The 16720-nt window shown below is 45.9% G+C and carries 11 protein-coding genes; 4 read left to right on the forward strand and 7 right to left on the reverse strand.

The window, feature by feature from the left end:
- Positions 1-274: 274 nt before the first annotated feature.
- Positions 275-2032 carry an arginine--tRNA ligase gene (gene argS / locus QUB14_RS07925; RefSeq protein ID WP_333216412.1) on the reverse strand — a complete coding sequence of 586 codons (1758 nt, stop codon included), beginning with the start codon at positions 2030-2032 and terminating at the stop codon, positions 275-277.
- A gap of 349 nt (positions 2033-2381) precedes the next feature.
- On the opposite strand from argS, the gene QUB14_RS07930 reads away from it, so the two are divergent.
- The 3 genes from QUB14_RS07930 to QUB14_RS07940 all read left to right on the forward strand — a co-directional run bounded on the left by QUB14_RS07930 (position 2382) and on the right by QUB14_RS07940 (position 9124).
- A complete protein-coding gene (locus QUB14_RS07930; protein WP_333216411.1) occupies positions 2382-2777 on the forward strand; it encodes a hypothetical protein in 396 nt (131 codons plus the stop codon).
- A 716-nt stretch (positions 2778-3493) separates the two neighbouring features.
- Positions 3494-4885, forward strand: a complete 1392-nt coding sequence (locus QUB14_RS07935) for a malic enzyme-like NAD(P)-binding protein (RefSeq protein ID WP_333216409.1) — start codon at positions 3494-3496, stop codon at positions 4883-4885.
- Between the two features lie 429 nt (positions 4886-5314).
- Positions 5315-9124, forward strand: coding sequence for a PAS domain S-box protein (locus QUB14_RS07940; RefSeq protein ID WP_333216407.1), 3810 nt, complete (start codon positions 5315-5317; stop codon positions 9122-9124).
- A gap of 56 nt (positions 9125-9180) precedes the next feature.
- Here QUB14_RS07940 and QUB14_RS07945 read toward each other — a convergent pair whose 3' ends face one another.
- From QUB14_RS07945 to QUB14_RS07965, 5 genes are all read right to left on the reverse strand, one after another.
- Entirely contained in the window at positions 9181-10569 is a 1389-nt protein-coding gene (locus QUB14_RS07945) for a cytochrome P450 (RefSeq protein WP_333216405.1), read from the reverse strand.
- 76 nt (positions 10570-10645) lie between these two features.
- Positions 10646-10870: a hypothetical protein gene (locus QUB14_RS07950; protein WP_333216403.1), complete on the reverse strand. Its 225-nt coding sequence runs from the start codon at positions 10868-10870 to the stop codon at positions 10646-10648.
- 333 nt (positions 10871-11203) lie between these two features.
- Positions 11204-11701: a GNAT family N-acetyltransferase gene (locus QUB14_RS07955; RefSeq protein ID WP_333216402.1), complete on the reverse strand. Its 498-nt coding sequence runs from the start codon at positions 11699-11701 to the stop codon at positions 11204-11206.
- 92 nt (positions 11702-11793) lie between these two features.
- Positions 11794-12390 carry a tRNA isopentenyl-2-thiomethyl-A-37 hydroxylase MiaE gene (locus tag QUB14_RS07960; RefSeq protein WP_333216400.1) on the reverse strand — a complete coding sequence of 199 codons (597 nt, stop codon included), beginning with the start codon at positions 12388-12390 and terminating at the stop codon, positions 11794-11796.
- A gap of 17 nt (positions 12391-12407) precedes the next feature.
- The gene (locus QUB14_RS07965; RefSeq protein WP_333216398.1) at positions 12408-14588 is read right to left on the reverse strand and encodes a tetratricopeptide repeat protein; all 2181 of its coding nucleotides are present in this window, start codon (positions 14586-14588) and stop codon (positions 12408-12410) included.
- A gap of 99 nt (positions 14589-14687) precedes the next feature.
- Here QUB14_RS07965 and QUB14_RS07970 point away from each other — a divergent pair, with 99 nt between their 5' ends.
- The gene (locus QUB14_RS07970; RefSeq protein ID WP_333216397.1) at positions 14688-15356 is read left to right on the forward strand and encodes a glycosyl hydrolase 108 family protein; all 669 of its coding nucleotides are present in this window, start codon (positions 14688-14690) and stop codon (positions 15354-15356) included.
- A gap of 79 nt (positions 15357-15435) precedes the next feature.
- Here QUB14_RS07970 and QUB14_RS07975 read toward each other — a convergent pair whose 3' ends face one another.
- Positions 15436-16683, reverse strand: a complete 1248-nt coding sequence (locus QUB14_RS07975) for a tetratricopeptide repeat protein (RefSeq protein ID WP_333216395.1) — start codon at positions 16681-16683, stop codon at positions 15436-15438.
- Positions 16684-16720: the final 37 nt, after the last annotated feature.

Genomic DNA, 16720 nt, shown 5'->3' on the forward strand with positions numbered 1-16720 from the left:
GCGCTTACAGAATATTCTCCTTCAATTAAGGTTTACTTTGCCGATGAATTTCAGCGATCGGATATAATCATCGAAAACACGGCAACTCTGGACACGGCAATGCCGTTTCCCTACCCCAAAATAATCATGAGCACTCGATGAGACATGTAACCATCGCCTGATTAATTGTAGGGAAACGGCACTGCCGTGTCCAGATTTCGGGTAATATGATTTCTGGTTGCATCGGTATAGTTCAAGACTTGAGGCGGTTCGTGAGTGCAAAGGGGTTAAAAAATTACATTCTTTCCAACACCTTAATCCCCAACAACTCCAAACCCAATTTCAAAGTCCTCGCCGTCAAATCACACAAAATCAACCGCGAAGTCCGCAACGGTTCCTCAGCTTTCAAAACCGGACATTGCTCAAAAAATTGATTGAACTTTTGACTCAATTCAAACAAATACTGACAAATTCGATTAGGCAACAAATCGCCGCCCACAGCATTTACAACTTCATTCAACTGCAATAAATGCTTTGCCAATACCAACTCGGCATCGGATTGCAAAATTACTTTCGCACTAGCATCTAAATTATCAAAATTAATCTCACCTTTGCGGCGAATCCCCTGCACGCGCACGTAAGCATACAGCATATAAGGAGCAGTATTTCCTTGCAATGCGAGCATTTTGTCGTAACTAAAAATATAGTTACTGGCGCGGTTTTGACTCAAATCTGCATACTTAACCGCACTCAAACCAATTGTTCGAGATACGTTAGCAATAAATTCTTCTGTTTCCTGTCTTTCTTCGGCTTTTAATCTGTCTTCTAAATCTTGGCGCGTGCGGACGATCGCCTCATCTAACAAATCCTGCAACCGCACCGTTTCCCCAGAACGAGTTTTGAGTTTTTTGCCGTCTTCTCCCAATACTAACCCGAAGGGAATGTGGACAATTTCGACATCTTCAGGAATCCAATTGGCTTTTCTGGCTACTGCAAATACTTGGGCAAAATGGTTTGCTTGTCCTGAATCTGTGACGTAAATTATGCGCTTTGCATTATCTTTGTGGATGCGGTAGCGCACTGCTGCTAAATCTGTTGTAGCGTAATTGTAGCCGCCGTCGGTTTTTTGGACTATTAGCGGCAGCGGTTCGCCTTCTTTGTTGGTGAAACCGTCTACAAAAACGCATTTCGCGCCGTCACTTTCTACTAGCAAACCTAAGTTGGTTAAATCTTCGACTACGGCGGGCAATAATGGATTGTAAAACGATTCGCCGCGTTCGGTTAATTGGATATCGAGCAAGTCGTATATTACTTGGAATTCGCGGCGCGATTGATCGCACAGCAATTTCCAAGCGCGACGGGTGTCTTCGGCGCCTGCTTGCAGTTTTACTACTTCTTGGCGGGCGGTTTCTTTGAAGGTTTCGTCTGCGTCGAAGCGCTGTTTTGCTTGGCGGTAAAATGCGACTAAATCGCCTAAATCTAGGGCGTCAGCGGTTGTGAGCGCTTCAGGGTGAACTTCGCGCAAATATGCGATCAGCATTCCGAATTGCGTGCCCCAGTCGCCGATGTGGTTGATTCTGAGTACGTCGTGGCCTTGAAATTCGAGGATGCGGGCGATCGCATCTCCGATGATTGTCGATCGCAAATGTCCGACGTGCATTTCTTTGGCTATATTCGGACTCGAAAAGTCGATCGCGATTGTCTGAGGCGTTTTCGCGGGTTCAATCCCCAAACGCGAGTCGCCGGCGATCGCACTAATTTGCGCTTCCAAATAAGCCGGTTTCAGCTTCAAATTGATAAAACCGGGCCCGGCGATTTCTGGGGTTTCGCAGATGTCGGTAATATCTAGGTTTTCGATGATTGTTGAGGCGATCGCCCGTGGGGGCTTTCCTAACTTTTTCCCCAAACTCATCGCCGCGTTGCACTGAAAGTCCCCAAAGTTGGGATTGCTGGCGGCGGCTAGCATCGGATCTGCACCTGCATAACTTTCGCCGAATGCAGCGGTGAATGCTTTTTCAAATTTTGCTTTTAACTGTTGGGCGATCGAGTTCATCTTGAATATTTTGATTGGATGTTTATTTTAAACTCTAGATTCAGCACTTTTTGCCAATAATACTTTTACTACGTAGGTAATTTCCCTCTGGTTCTCTCCCTCTGGCCCTCTCCCCCTCTCCTCACCTACTAGGAAATTTTGTACTTAGCTTTGAGCTGCGGATGCGATAAAAATCACTGGCAGCGCTAACACATAGTACATTTTATCACAGTTGCGATCGCTACACAAATTTAAAAATGTCACATCAAGTCCATGATCTCGATCGCTAGATCGTTTAGTTAAATCCCTTACATTAAGGTATGTTAAAATTTTTTCAATGCACCCAAAAATCCTACGAAAGGAAGCAGTTATGTTATCTCAACCTATTTTTGGCGATCGCTCTCTGACCCAAGTCTTTTATCAAGCAGTAATCGATCGCTTCTACGACGGTTTCAGTCTTTCCACCCAAGCACTATTGCGAGAGTCTACCCTCGGCTTCGCCCCTTGTCCCGATGGAGTCAAAACCTTTTTCATCATCGCGCCGAGTCTGGATGCAGCAGAGCAACTAATTGACAAAATGGACAGTATTTTGGAGCGAGTTGCCGAACTCATGGCAGGAGTCGGACAGGTTGCCCTGTGCATAGTTCCCCCCGGCAGCGAGGCAGAGCAATCAGTCGATCTGCAAAACTTAGAAAAAGTTCCCCCGGATTGTCTGGCTTGCAAATTCTTTACTATTATATGTGCCGATGCTGCGGCCGATCGATAAAATTGACAGTTAGCAACCAGCAACTGTGCACGGTTCGGCCCAAGCTGTGCCTGTGCCGGCGCCGGGTATATTGTCTGTTAGTTACAGTCGCTGGAATTATCGGGCAAAGCGTGCAGGTAATTAGATCGTTTGCAAGGTTGCACTCGCAATCCTTGGCAAGTGTTAAACAAGCAGGCAACATATATATATCAAATGCCCGCTTGTCAGTCGCTCAGATTTTTACCTGCAGGCTCAAGCAGCCGTGCATCTACTTTTTAACTCCCCAATAAAGGCCACCAAAAAGCCGCATCAACTCTCCTGGGTGTCTCGCTTCAAAAGACAGCAGCAGGAATTAGGCGGTATCGCTGGAGAATAGACTTTTGGGAAATATCTGCTGATGTTCAGAATAAACAGAAATATTCTCAAAAATAGATAAGACTTGCGGACGTTGACCTTAGAAACCGGATTTCTAGCCCCGCGCTTCATATTCGCGGTTCGCGGCGAACTTGACAGAAAATAGGCTGTTTGTGAGCGAGTCACAAGCTATACACAGAGCCAACCTCTACTCAAAAAAAGATGAGTTTCCCAGCGACACGCTTGGCAGTGCAGAGCGATCGTATCACAAGCTCATAGAATTTGTTAAAAATTTCAGTTGAAAATGTGAATTATTAAATTTTATGCCTAACATTGGCGATAAAATCTAAGATTGAAATTCTCAAATCTGAAATCAAGACATAATGGTAAAACTGACACCGAACCCCAGCTTTAGTTTAACAATTCGGGTTGCTCTGCCGAACCGGCCGGGAATGCTGGCAACAGTCACCAGTGCGATCGCATCTGTCGGCGGCAACTTCGGCCAAATCGATTTGATCGAGCAAACCCGCGCCACCACAGTTCGCGATATCACCGTCGATGCTTACAGCACCGAGCACAATGAAGAAATAGTGCAAGCAGTGAAAGCGCTGCCAGATATCAGAGTGATCGACGTGTACGATCGCACTTTCAACTTGCACCGCGGCGGAAAAATCAGCGTAGTTAGCAAAATTTCCCTCAAACGCCAGTCAGATTTGGCAATGGCCTACACCCCTGGAGTCGGCCGCATCTGCACTGCGATCGCCAATGACCCCCAACAAGTTTACAACCTCACAATCAAACAAAATACTGTTGCCATTGTTACCGACGGTAGCGCAGTTTTGGGGCTGGGAAACCTCGGCCCTGCCGCCGCACTGCCAGTCATGGAAGGCAAAGCCATGCTATTTAAAGAATTTGCAGGTATTGACGCCTTTCCTATCTGTTTGAACACCCAAGATACCGAGGAAATTATTCGCACCGTGCAGAATATCGCCCCGGTTTTTGGTGGCGTTAACCTCGAAGATATTTCTTCTCCCCGCTGCTTTGAAATCGAAGCAAGATTGCGGGAAAGCTTAGATATTCCGATCTTTCACGACGACCAGCACGGCACTGCGATTGTTAGTTTGGCAGCATTAATTAATGCCTTGAAACTCGTGAAAAAAACAATAGAAGAAGTGTGTATCGTGATTAACGGAGCCGGTGCGGCCGGAGTCGCGATCGCCCGGTTGCTGCGTAAAGCAGGTGCCCAAAACATCATCATGTGCGACTCCAAAGGCGTCCTCTCCCAAGACCGCACGGATATGAACCCAGAAAAACTAGAATTTGCCGTCGCTTCGAGCGGTACTTTGGAAGATGCGATCGCCGGTGCCGATGTATTTTTAGGCGTCAGCGCCCCCGGCGTGCTCACCCGCTCGATGGTGCGTTTGATGGCCGAGAATCCCATTGTTTTTGCAATGGCAAATCCCATTCCTGAAATTCAGCCAGAATTAATTGTGGAAGATGCGGCGATCGTAGCAACCGGACGCAGCGACTACCCGAATCAAATTAACAATGTTTTGGCATTTCCGGGGATATTTCGAGGTGCTTTAGACTGCAAAGCAACCACGATTACGCCCAGTATGTATTTGGAAGCAGCTTACGCGATCGCCTCTTTAGTCAGTCCTTCCCAGCTTGACAAAGAGCACATTATACCGTCGGTTTTTGATGAAAGAGTTGCCATTGCTGTCGCCGGTGCAGTGCAGTTGGCCGCCAGATCCGAAGGTATTGCCCGCGATTAATAGAAGGAAGAAGGAAGAAGGAAGAAGGAAGAAGGAAGAAGGTTGGAGGGAAGATACCATGTATAAATTAATGGTCTTTGTACCAGTTTTGTACTTCTTCTTTTGTGATTTTTCTGGTTTCTTCTCATTCCCTCTTTCCTCCTCCCCGTTGATTCTTACTCATTTTTGTTTCCCCATCCTGTCTTTTTCCTCAACATCCATCCGTTAAATCCAGTACAGGGAGCGTTGCCGAACTTCCCTCGAACCTCCAACCTCCAACCTCTTCCTTCTTCCCTCGAACCTCAGCATCCATCCGTTACATCCGTTAAATCCCGTAGATGGCTCGTTGCCGAACTTCCTTCTTCTCTCTTCCTTAATCAAGGATAAAACTCACAACAATAAACAAGATAATAAAGATATAATTAAATAAACCAAGTCCAGCTAGGTCAGATGCAAAGCCAGTTAGGAAAAGCCAAGCGCGATCGCTCCCGCCGCCAATTGTTAGAACTGTGCCCGATCGGGCTGGCATTGTGCCGGACGGACGGGACTTTTCTCGACGTAAATCCAGCTTTTGCAAGTATTATCGGCCGCACAGTGGCAGAAACTCTTCACCTCAACTACTGGGAAATTCAGCAAACGCAGTGCGCGGATAGCTGCACGGGTCCGTGCGAAGCAGCATACAAACATAAAAACAACCATCTCGTACCCGTGCGAGTTTCTGAGCGGGCTATTGAAACAGGGGGAGAGTGCGCGATTTGGCTGAGCGCTGAAGAAATTTTTAATCCTGGGCCAGAAAATAGCAATCCGCTGGAATCAGCGCCGCCGCACCGCAGTTCACATCTGGAAAAATTGCTGGCAAAGCAGACTGCTGAACTGGAAAAAACTCAGAAACTACTCGCAGAAAAAACCGCCGAACTGGAACAGGCTCAAGAAAAATTGCGTCTCCAAAGTCAAATTATCGACCAAATTCACGAAGCGGTGATTTCTACAGATATGGACGGCTCGATCACCATTTGGAATCAAGCCTGTCAAAAGTTATACGGCTATGAAAAAACTGAGGCTATCGGACAGCACATTTCTCTAATTTACCCGCCAGAACAGCACGAATTTTTGTTAGAGCAAGTCATCAAACCGCTACAAGAAAAAGGCGAGCATGAAATAGAAGTTATAACACGCCATAAATCAGGCGAAAAAATTTCATCGCACCTGATGCTTTCGCTCTTGAAAGACAAAACGGGAGAAGTTGTGGGAATGATGGGTTCTTTAACAGATCTCAGCATTTGCAAAGCTTTAGAACAAGAATTAGCACAGAGACAAGCACTATTTGATGCCTTTTTGAAGGAGGCGCCGGCGGGACTTTGTATTTTGGACTCCCAACTGCGGTACGTGCAAATTAATCAATTTCTAGCAGAAATAAATTGCCTGAGTCCAGCAGATCACATAGGCAAAAATGTACGCGAAATATTGCCGAATATCGCTCCAATTGTAGAGCCTTTGTACGAAGAAATTTTGAGGACGAAACAACCCTTAATTAATATCGAGATGAGTGGTGACAATCCCAGAAAGCCTGGGTTTGTCCGACACCTGACAGGCTCTTATTTTCCCTTGCTAGACAAAGATGGCGAGGCTCTCGGCATCGGTGCAGTCATAATTGACATTAGCGATCGCAAACAAGCAGAAGCTGCGCTGCAAAAAAGCGAACAGCTTTACCGCACTATGGCAAGCAATTTTCCTAACGGTGCGGTGATGTTGTTCGATCGAGAAATGCGCTTCACCCTGGTAGAAGGTACAGAATTAGCAGCCGTGGGGCTTTCCAAAAAATTGATGGAAGGCAAGACAATCTGGGAAGTATTCGAGCCAGATTTTTGCGGTACTCTCGAGCAAAATTATCGGGCGGCACTGGCAGGAGAAACAGTTGTTACAGAATTTATTTACAGCGATCGCGTTTACCTCGGTTATACTTTGCCAGTCAGAAACGAACGGCAAGAAATCATCGGCGGATTGCTAATGACTCAAAACATTACGGCTCGCCAATTAGCAGAAGAAGCGCTCAGGGAAAGCGAGGAAAAATACAGGTGTATTGTCGAGACAGCAGACGAAGGAATTTGGATCGTAGATACGGAGGGCAAAACTACTTTTGTCAACCAAAAAATGGCCGATATGCTCGGCTGCACTCCAGAGGAAATGCTCGGACAGTCGCTATTTGCTTTCATGGATGCAGAAGGCAGGGCGCTCGCACAAGTCAGTCTCGAACGCCGCCGTGAAGGAATTCGCGAACAGCTCGATTTTAAGTTCCTTCGCCGAGACGGCAGCGACTTGTGGGCGATGGTTTCTACTAATTCCTTGGCAGACAAACAGGGACGCTATGTGGGCGCTTTGGCAATGGTTGCCGACATTACCGATCGCAAGCAAACAGAAGCCGCATTGCAGCAGTCGGAAGCCAAATTTCGATCCCTCTACGAATTAACCAGTTTGCCTGTTTTGATGTTATATGAGAATGGCATCACCGATGCCAACACAGCCACCCTAAAACTATTTGGCTGCACTACCGCGCCACAGTTGTACGGCAAAAACCCCGGCAAACTGTCGCCTCCTTTTCAACCCAACGGCAGAGATTCTGTGAGCTTTATTAACGAAATGATGGATCTCGCCTTTGAGCGGGGGAACCACCGTTTTGATTGGGTTCATCAGCGCTTAGACGGTACGGATTTTCCCGCAGAAGTCGTGCTGACAATCATCGAGGTTGGAAATGAAAAAATTATCCAAGCAGTGATCCAAGATTTAACAGATCGCAAACTTGCAGAAGAAACTTTAGTGCGATCGGAACAAGCGCTCAGACAGCAAGCTCAGCGAGAACTACTGCTCAATCAAATTGCCAACCAAATCCGCACTTCTTTAGATTTAGATACAATTGTAGAAACCGCCGTTCAAGAAATTCGCAATTTGATGCAGCTAGATTGGTGCATCTTCACTTGGTATCGCCCCAACAGCAATCCTCCGGTTTGGGACGTAACTTACGAAGCGAAGAATGCAGATTTGCCGAGTATACTCGGCACTTATCCTGTAGACAGCAAATCTAGTCTCGCAGTGCGACAGATTTTGCGGCGAGAAATTCTGCGAATTGATGATGTCAGCACTTTTGAAGATGTAGAATTGCGCGAACTTTTCCAGGCTTCAAAATTTCAATCCGTGCTGTCGCTGCCAATTCATACTGCTTCCGGCGATATTGGGGTGATTACCTGCTATCAGACCCTATCCATGCGAAATTGGAGCGAATCGGAAGTCGAACTGATGCAAGCGGTGGTCGCTCAAATTGCGATCGCGATCGACCACGCCGAACTCTACACCCAAACCCGCACAGCGGCCCGATTAGCTCAAGCTCAAACTCAACAGCTAGAACAAACTTTACACGAACTCCAACGCACCCAAACTCAATTAATTCAAAGTGAAAAAATGTCGAGTTTGGGCCAGTTAGTAGCAGGTGTCGCCCACGAAATTAACAACCCGGTTAATTTTATCTACGGAAATCTCAGCTACACCAGCGAATACACTCAAAACTTGCTAAAAATGCTGCAACTTTACCAGAAGGAATACCCGCAGCCTAGCGCAAGAATTGTAAATGCAAGGGAAGACTTTGAAATTGATTATCTTATTGAAGATTTACCGAAAATTTTAGCATCTATGAAAGTCGGAGCCGATCGCATCCGCGACATAGTTTTGAGCTTGCGGACTTTCTCAAGACTGGACGAAGCCGAAATGAAACAAGTTGACATTCACGAGGGCCTTGAAAGCACGCTGTTGATTTTGCAAAACCGCTTGAAACATAAAACCGATCACCCGACAATTAATGTGATTAAAGAATACGGTAATTTGCCTTTAGTCGAATGTTATCCCGGTCAGTTAAATCAAGTATTTATGAATTTGTTGAGCAATGCGCTAGACGCATTGGAAATGGAGATAAAGGAATCCAATCGCACCTCCAAAAATCTCGCAATTACGATTCGCACCCAAGTAACCGACAATAACAGCGTTGCCATATGGATAGCTGACAGCGGCCCCGGGATGAGCGAAGATGTGCAAAAGCGCTTGTTTGACCCGTTTTTCACTACTAAACCCATTGGCAAAGGAACTGGCTTAGGATTGGCGATTTCGCACTCTATTATAGTAGAAAAACACGGCGGCAAACTTTCTTGCAATTCTGTATTGGGAGAAGGTTCGGAATTTGCGCTCGAAATTCCTATGCGGCAAAAAATAAATTAAAACCCGTTGCATTGATATCATATCATCTCCGCTCGCTCCACCGGATTTGATAGGATTCAAATCCTACTCTTTACCACCAAACGCACACCACCAGCGGGTGCCATTGTCAAACCCCGGCGTACTGGCCAAACCGGACGATTTTCTGCAAGTTCTAAAGAGTATCGCGACAGCACTTTCGCCAATACTAACTTCATTTCAAACATGGCAAATGCCGCCCCAATACAGCGGCGGTTCCCTCCCCCAAACGGCAAATATTCGTAAGGCGAAAATTGACGTTCTAGAAAACGTTCTGGTTTAAAACGCTTTGGTTCCGGGTAAATATCCGGTCGGTGGTGAACCAAATAAATGCAGGTAGAAAGTATCATTCCTTGGGGAATATTATAACCCATTAACTGCATCGGAGCTTGCAGAAGGCGCGGAAATGTAAAAAATAGGATCGGATAAATCCGCAGGGTTTCGCAACAAACAGCATTCAAATACGGGAGTTTACTTATTTCCGCCGGCTCGCAATTTTCGACATTAATAGAATTGAGTTCTTGCAGCAGTTTTTCACGGACTTCTGGGATGTAGTGAATCCAATACAAAGCCCAGGCTAAAGCTGTGGCTGTAGTTTCGTGTCCTGCGAATAAGATTGTCATTAATTCATCCCGCAATTCAACGTCGCTCATCGGCTGTCCTGCTTCGTCACTAGCTGAAATTAACAAGCTCAGGATGTCTTCGCCCAATGGTTCAGACTGAGTTTTGCGATCGCGGATTTCTTGATAAAGCAGTTCATCTAAACGCTGTCTTTGTCGGATAAATCCTCCCCAAGGACTCCAAGCACCTAAATCTTTTTGCAACGACTTGATAAACAAAAAGGTAGCGCTTAATGGATTGCTAAACAGGCTGAACATATTAGTAATTAGTTGCTGAATTTGCTGGTAGCGTTCTCCTTCGCTCAGCCCGAAAACCGCGTGCAAAATTACTTCCAAGGAAATTTCCTGCATAGTTGATTGCGCGATAACCGAGTTACCAGGAGTCCAATTATTAATTACTTTTTCGGTGGTATTGCAGATGATTTGTCCGTAAGTTTTCATGCGTTCACCGTGAAAAGGTGGCATTAAAAGTTTGCGCTGCTGCAAATGTCGATCGCCATCTAACAACAATAACGAATTGGAGCCTACTAAAGGTAGCGCTATCTGGTTTCCCGTACCGGATTCAAAGAGTTTGGAATCGGCTGTAAAAATTTCTTGAATAGCTAAAGGATGGCTAATAATTACTTGCGGCGGAAAATTGCTGAATTTGCTGGTAAAAAGATCGCCGTAGCGTTGATAATTATTATCTAAATAATACAGAGGATTTAAAATTCCCCGCACTGTCTGAACAAATCTAGCGCCTTTAGGGCCGTCTAGCAATTTGTTGGTAGCCTGATTTTGAGAGTGAGAGTTTTCTGTGGGGATAGTCATTTATTTTCCTCCTAGTTTTAGGGTTTCATAGGACTAATGAAAGCATAAGTCTGATTTCAAACAACTCTCAAATCCCTCAGCTATTAAAAAATACTACGCGGTAAGCATCATAAATTAGTACGGCAATAGTAGGATACAGAGTTACTCGCTGGCCAAAAGCTCGATCGCGCCGATCTTTGAGATAGCCTATCCAAAACGCTATACTTCCGAAAACAAACAAAGTTGCCAAAATTGGAATCAGCTTGATGCTGTAAGCATCTAAAAAGGTAGAAAGAATTAAACTGCCTACAAAAAACAACACAAATTGCTCTCTTCGTGTTGGTCAGATAACGCAAATGAATCCGCATTGCTTTTGATTCGGCATTTGCTAAAGGGTTGATGGCTGCGCTGCTAAATCTACCGTTCCCAACTGCAACTATGCCAGCAAACAACATCAGTAGCGGAAAGATTTGGCAGCGAAGGGTGAAAATTAGGCGCGACTCTGGGGTATTGAAGGGCGGTAGGGGCAGCGCTATCACAAAATAACCAATCAGTACAAAGGTAAGGGAGAAGATAAAAGCAGAAATGACTCCCCGAAAAACTATTTGCTGTTGTTGATTGAAACTGAGTAAATTAATCATTGTTTACACAAACCTTATTGTAGGTTTTTTCTACCTAGAGATTTTACGTAAACCCGATCGCACCTTGGCGTCTCCACACCAGTTGTCGGTAGATATCCGCTATTTTCGTACATTCTCACAGCTTCTTTGAGAATGCTAGCAGTTTCAATCCAGATTTCATCAAAGCCGCGAGCGATAATTGTACTTTCCAATTCTTGCAGTAAAAATTTCCCCAAACCTTGTCCTCTTGCTGCGGGCAAAATATACATTTTGCGAATTTCCACAGCATTATTACCGCGCTCAATCGGATAGTAAGCCGCCGTACCGACTATTTTATCCTGCCGTTCAACTACCCAAAATTCGCCGCCTTGATTGTGATAATGTAGTTCTACATCATAGACATCTCGATCTGCCCCATGAGGTTCGCATTTTAAACCGTATTCTGCTAAAACATCCCGAATTAAATAGAACGCCTCAGCGCGATCGCGCGTTTCCCAGGAACGAATTAAAAAATCGAGATGTTGGGTTTTCATTAGTGGTTGCAACTTAATATTTATTTGTTGACTTTAGCAACTGTAAAATTATTGATTTTTTGTGTTTTACAGTCTTTAAATGCACCTAGCTTTTAACTGTGAATTCTCGGTTCAGGATGAAGTATTGCCAGCAACTCGCTCTCTACTAATGATAATTCCTCCAACCTCTGCATCACAATATCCCGATCGAAATAAGTTGTTGCCAAAATCCAATATACACCGTAATGGCGCGCTTCCGAAGCCATCAAACTGCGGTAAAACTTAGCTAATTCCGCGTCGGGACAGCGCTCGCCCAGCAGCCCCAACCGTTCGTGACTGCGCGCTTCTATCAAACCAGAAACCAACAAAGAATCCAAAAGTCTTTCGGGTTCCTGCTTGCGAATTTGGGCGGACAAACCAGCACCGTAAGGAGGTGCAGCCAAAGGGCCTAAAGCAATGCTGCGCTTTTCTAACCGCTGGTTGACTTGCTCGAAATGCTCTAATTCTTCGCGGGCGATCGCCGTTAGCATCCTCACCAATTTTTCCCGTGCTGGGTAGCGAAACATTAAATTTAACGCTACTCCCGCCGCTTTCCGCTCGCAGTGAGAATGGTCTAATAAGATTGTATCCAAATGGGCGATCGCCTGTTCTACCCAAGCTTCCGAAGTCGGCTGTTTTAAAAACTTAATAGTTGGCTGTGTTGAAGTCATTAGTCATTAGTCAGCATTTATCCTATTTTACCTAATTTTTCAAACACCGCATACATATCACCAGCCAACTTTTTCGGATTCCACAGCGGGGACAAATTGGCTGGAAGTTTAGATTTCACCAACAGTGCTTTAATTGCATTTCTCAATTCACGTTCTTTACCCAATTTTACACCAACTTCCACATATTCCGACCAAGACCAAGCCACACCAGTTTCAATTCCCAAAGTCTGCAAGAACGAATAACCCATTCTCGACAAAAATTGCTCTCCCGTGCGAGTCACCACTGGCAAATTAAACCACAAAGCCTCTAAAGTGTGAGTTCCTCCGTTGTAAGGATAAGAATCTAACAAAACATCGGCCAGCAAATAGATAGTTCTGTGTTCTTCCTCAGTAGCAAACCTTGGCAAAAACTTAATTCGGTGCTTGCTCACTTTCTCAGCTTCGCAAGCTTGGTGATATGCAGCCTCAAACACCGCAGCATCGCCTAAAGCTTTGTGAATTAAAATACTGTTTGGCACTTGTTTGAGAATCGCAACTTGGGCTTGTACCAACTCGTGATTGAATTTTCTGCCTGGTGCAACGCACAGGTAAACTATCTGATCCAAACCGATCCGATTCGACCTTCTCAAAGCAACGGGATCGACTCCATACCTCTGAAAACCGGACACCGCTACAAAGGAATCCGGCATCCTAATTAGCTGCTCGTCATAATATTTTTCCCGCCCGGCTGGGTGCGAGTGCCAGTCTGTAAGAAAGTAATTTTCCGGCGATAGGTAAGGGGCGTCAAATCCCAGCCAAGAAACACAAACTGGTGCGGGTTTTTGGTAGAGAATGTCAGCGTGAACTGGTACGCTGAGTGAATCTAAATCAACTAAAACGTCCAATTCATCTTGCTGAATTTTGTCGATAATTTCTGCGGGATTGGCAAGTCCGTTCGGGTAGGTTGTCGGAAAAGTCAGTTTGCCCCAAGTTTCAAATTGCTGAGTGCGATCGTCAGGAGTAATTCTTTCGGAAGCGTACAAATAAACATTCGGTGTGATGTCGGACAATTCGCGAATGATGTCAGCGCTGCACCAACCTACAGAATGGCGGCTGAAGTGATTGGACAAAAAGCCGATTTTTAACTTGCTGGATGGAACACTTGGTTTGAAACTGTAATTTGCGGGTTGAGAAAAATTAGGTTTAATACATTGGTCGATATACTTTTGGGCAATTAATCTGTAAAGTTGTGAGTTGGCTGCCAAGTCATCTCGCAAATAGGGCGTGCTGAATAACAAGTTTGCATAAAGCGATTTAATTTCCACCGGGCTAGCGGTTTCTAAGTTTTGCTGCAAGTACGACTCTAGCTCTAAAAATCGATCGCCCGCAATTTGATTTAATCCCGACACTTGATAGGTGCTGATCGAGTAAATCGCGGTCATAATTGGATCTGTCTCGCCACACATTTGGCTGTATTGGTGCACGGCTTGCCGCGCGGCAGCTAAATTGCTAGTATCTCTGAGGATGCCGCACAAATGTTGGTGGGCAGAAATAAAATCTGGTTTAATTTCTAGGGCTTTTTGAAGGTTGGGTATTGCGTCTTTAAATTGACCCTGGTGGCGCAAAACTCGGCCAATTTGACAGTATGCTTCGGCTAAATCGGGTTTGAATGCGATCGCCTGCTGCCATGCAGCCACCGCCTCATCTAACTTCCCTTGCCGCGCTAATTTATCTCCTAAATTTAAGTGAAAATCTACCTCAGCAAGCTGGGGATTGAGTTCGAGAGCTTTTTGCTCGTATGCTACCGCTGCATCCGGCTGCCCCTGCTGTTTCAGTGCCCCTGCCAAATTCCAGTAAGCAGCAGCCAAATTAGGTTTAAGTTCGATCGCCTTTTCGTAATTGACAATAGCCTCCACCAAATGCCCTTGTTTGTAGAGCATACTGCCCAAATTAGCATAAGCCTCAGCAAAATCGGGATTCAGAGCGATCGCCTCGGAATAAAACCGCATAGCTTCCTCAATTTGGCCGCTTGCTTGCTGCACATTGCCCATTGTCACGTAAGCCGCCGCCCAATCCGGTTGCAATTCCAGAGCTCGGCGACAAGCAGCGACGGCTGCTGCTAAATTGCCTTGAGAGTAATAGGTTTCTGCAACGACTGTCAGCGATGCAGCATCTTCAAATTGGGGTGTTTCGGATTGGTTGGGAAAATCGGAATTCATTTGGCGGCCTATCTGTGCTATCAAGTTAAAGGTTGAATCTATATTATTTTGAAGAGTAGCAGTTTTAGCGGAATTACGGGCGATCGTCACACAGAATTTATGAGCGACAAGCAAGCGACACAGCGCCAACATAACATCAAGTGGAAACCAAACCTCCTGCTGGGGATACTCTTGTTAACCTTAGCAATCCCCTTACCCTTTGCCCAAAAGACTTTCGCACAGCAGCAGCAGACAGCCAGCTTTCGGCAGAAATTATTTCAAACTGCTCTTTATTTCACCCTCTATTTTGAGGGTGGATTCAGCAATCACCCTGCCGATAAGGGCGGCAGAACTTATCGGGGCGTTTTGCAAACGGAATACAACGCCTACCGCTACAGTCGTGGGCTTCCGCCCCTCGACGTGACGCAGATGTCGGAAGCAGAGCTCCTAGAAATTTATAAACATTACTGGGATTCGAGCCTCTCGGGCACGATGCAACCGGCTTTGGCGATCGTCATGTTTGACACCGCCGTTAATTTCGGTATTAATAACTCTATTACCTTTCTCCAGCAAGCGTTAGGATTGCCGCAAACGGGAGTTTTTGACTCGCGCACCAAGGAAGCGCTGAAAGGGGCAAATAATAGAAATACCGCGCTGCAAATGATTAATGAACGAATTATTTACCGCTACAAACGGGTGCAAGAAGATCCGACTCAGATGGTTTTTTTCCGGGGTTGGCTGAGTCGAGATTATAGTTTGTGGGGCTATGTGAATAAGATAAAAAATTAATTCGGCGGTTGAAACTCGGCGGTGGAAACCGCTCTGCAAGTCAAACGAAGTCTGCCTCCGCAGACTAAGAGAGCAGAGATTATCGGGTATGAAATTCTACTTGGTTTTCGAGAATTCGCACATTATAACGAGCTAGAAAATCTTGTCCTAAAAGCCCATAGGTTATCCGATTATCACCGATCGCAATTTGAATGTTGCATACAACGGCAGTTTGCACTGCTAAAGATTGCACCCAACCTAAGTCAAACGTTACAACGCTACCATCAGCAATCATCGACTGACAGGTTCCAGACGGCACAATTTTTAGGAGAGCGGCCATTTGTTTCGTAATTAGTGTCCTGCTTGCTCCTGTATCCAAAAGCAGATCGAATGTAAAAGCACAACCATTATTTAAGACAACTTCAACTATTGGAACTCCTCCCCAACGATATTTAATCGGCACTCGAATGATGCTTGCTTCCGCCGCTTTTTTAGCTTGCGCGATCGCCCGTTTGTGAGCTTCCCAATTTCCCTGATTGAGCCACAGCGCCGCGGCTTGCTGGAAATCGGCGATCGCCCCTTCTATATCCCCCGATGCTTCGGCTACGCCCGCGCGACTGGCAAAAGCTTCTGCATCGCGATCGCACATGGCGATCGCATTCGAGTAATCTTTGAAAGCTTTTTCCAAGTCTCCCAGCAAGCGATACCCGTGTCCCCTGTGCAAAAACAGCCGAGTGCGATCGCTCTCGAACTGCATTAAGTGTGTGAAATCTGCGATCGCCCCGGCTCCATCTCCCGCAGACAAGCGCACGATGCCTCTAGCAAGCCGAAATTCGCGATTATCCGGTTCGAGTTGCAAAGCGCGGGCGATATCCTCAACTGCTGATGCGGGGTTTCCCAGCTTGGCGTGAACCTGGGCCCGCTGACAAAAAGCTTCAGCGCGATCGGGCTGCATTTGCAATACTAAATCGAGGTCGGACAAAGCTTCTGAATATTCGCCGCGATCGACCTTACCCCGCGCTTCCTCGAAGAAAAGCGGAGACGACAGGTGTTGGGCCGAATTTAGCAAGCGCGTGTCTGCGATCGCATTTTCGAGGTCGATGATCTGCGACTGAATTGAGACCCGTTCCCCAAATGACATAGCCGTCGGCTGTAAGCGCATCGCTTCCTTGTAATCGGCGATCGCACCTTTCAAATCCTGGAGTTTTGCGCGCACTTGTGCTCGGGGCCGATAAGCTTGTGCGAACTTAGGATTTTTTTTGATAATGCGATCGAGGCTTTGCAGAGCTCCTGCTAAATCTCCAGTTTCTATCTGTTTTAATGCCTTTTGATAATCTGCTTGGCTCATATATTTATCAGCACATATAAATTGCCTGATCCTTCAA

Source organism: Microcoleus sp. B3-D2 (assembly GCF_036705345.1).
Taxonomy (GTDB): domain Bacteria; phylum Cyanobacteriota; class Cyanobacteriia; order Cyanobacteriales; family Microcoleaceae; genus Microcoleus.

What these genes read in the sequence shown, in the direction of transcription:
- argS (WP_333216412.1), bottom strand. Translation starts at nt 2,032, where the DNA reads ATGAACTCGATCGCCCAACAGTTAAAAGCAAAATTTGAAAAAGCATTC.
- QUB14_RS07930 (WP_333216411.1), top strand. Translation starts at nt 2,382, where the DNA reads ATGTTATCTCAACCTATTTTTGGCGATCGCTCTCTGACCCAAGTCTTT.
- QUB14_RS07935 (WP_333216409.1), top strand. Translation starts at nt 3,494, where the DNA reads ATGGTAAAACTGACACCGAACCCCAGCTTTAGTTTAACAATTCGGGTT.
- QUB14_RS07940 (WP_333216407.1), top strand. Translation starts at nt 5,315, where the DNA reads ATGCAAAGCCAGTTAGGAAAAGCCAAGCGCGATCGCTCCCGCCGCCAA.
- QUB14_RS07945 (WP_333216405.1), bottom strand. Translation starts at nt 10,569, where the DNA reads ATGACTATCCCCACAGAAAACTCTCACTCTCAAAATCAGGCTACCAAC.
- QUB14_RS07955 (WP_333216402.1), bottom strand. Translation starts at nt 11,701, where the DNA reads ATGAAAACCCAACATCTCGATTTTTTAATTCGTTCCTGGGAAACGCGC.
- QUB14_RS07960 (WP_333216400.1), bottom strand. Translation starts at nt 12,390, where the DNA reads ATGACTTCAACACAGCCAACTATTAAGTTTTTAAAACAGCCGACTTCG.
- QUB14_RS07965 (WP_333216398.1), bottom strand. Translation starts at nt 14,588, where the DNA reads ATGAATTCCGATTTTCCCAACCAATCCGAAACACCCCAATTTGAAGAT.
- QUB14_RS07970 (WP_333216397.1), top strand. Translation starts at nt 14,688, where the DNA reads ATGAGCGACAAGCAAGCGACACAGCGCCAACATAACATCAAGTGGAAA.
- QUB14_RS07975 (WP_333216395.1), bottom strand. Translation starts at nt 16,683, where the DNA reads ATGAGCCAAGCAGATTATCAAAAGGCATTAAAACAGATAGAAACTGGA.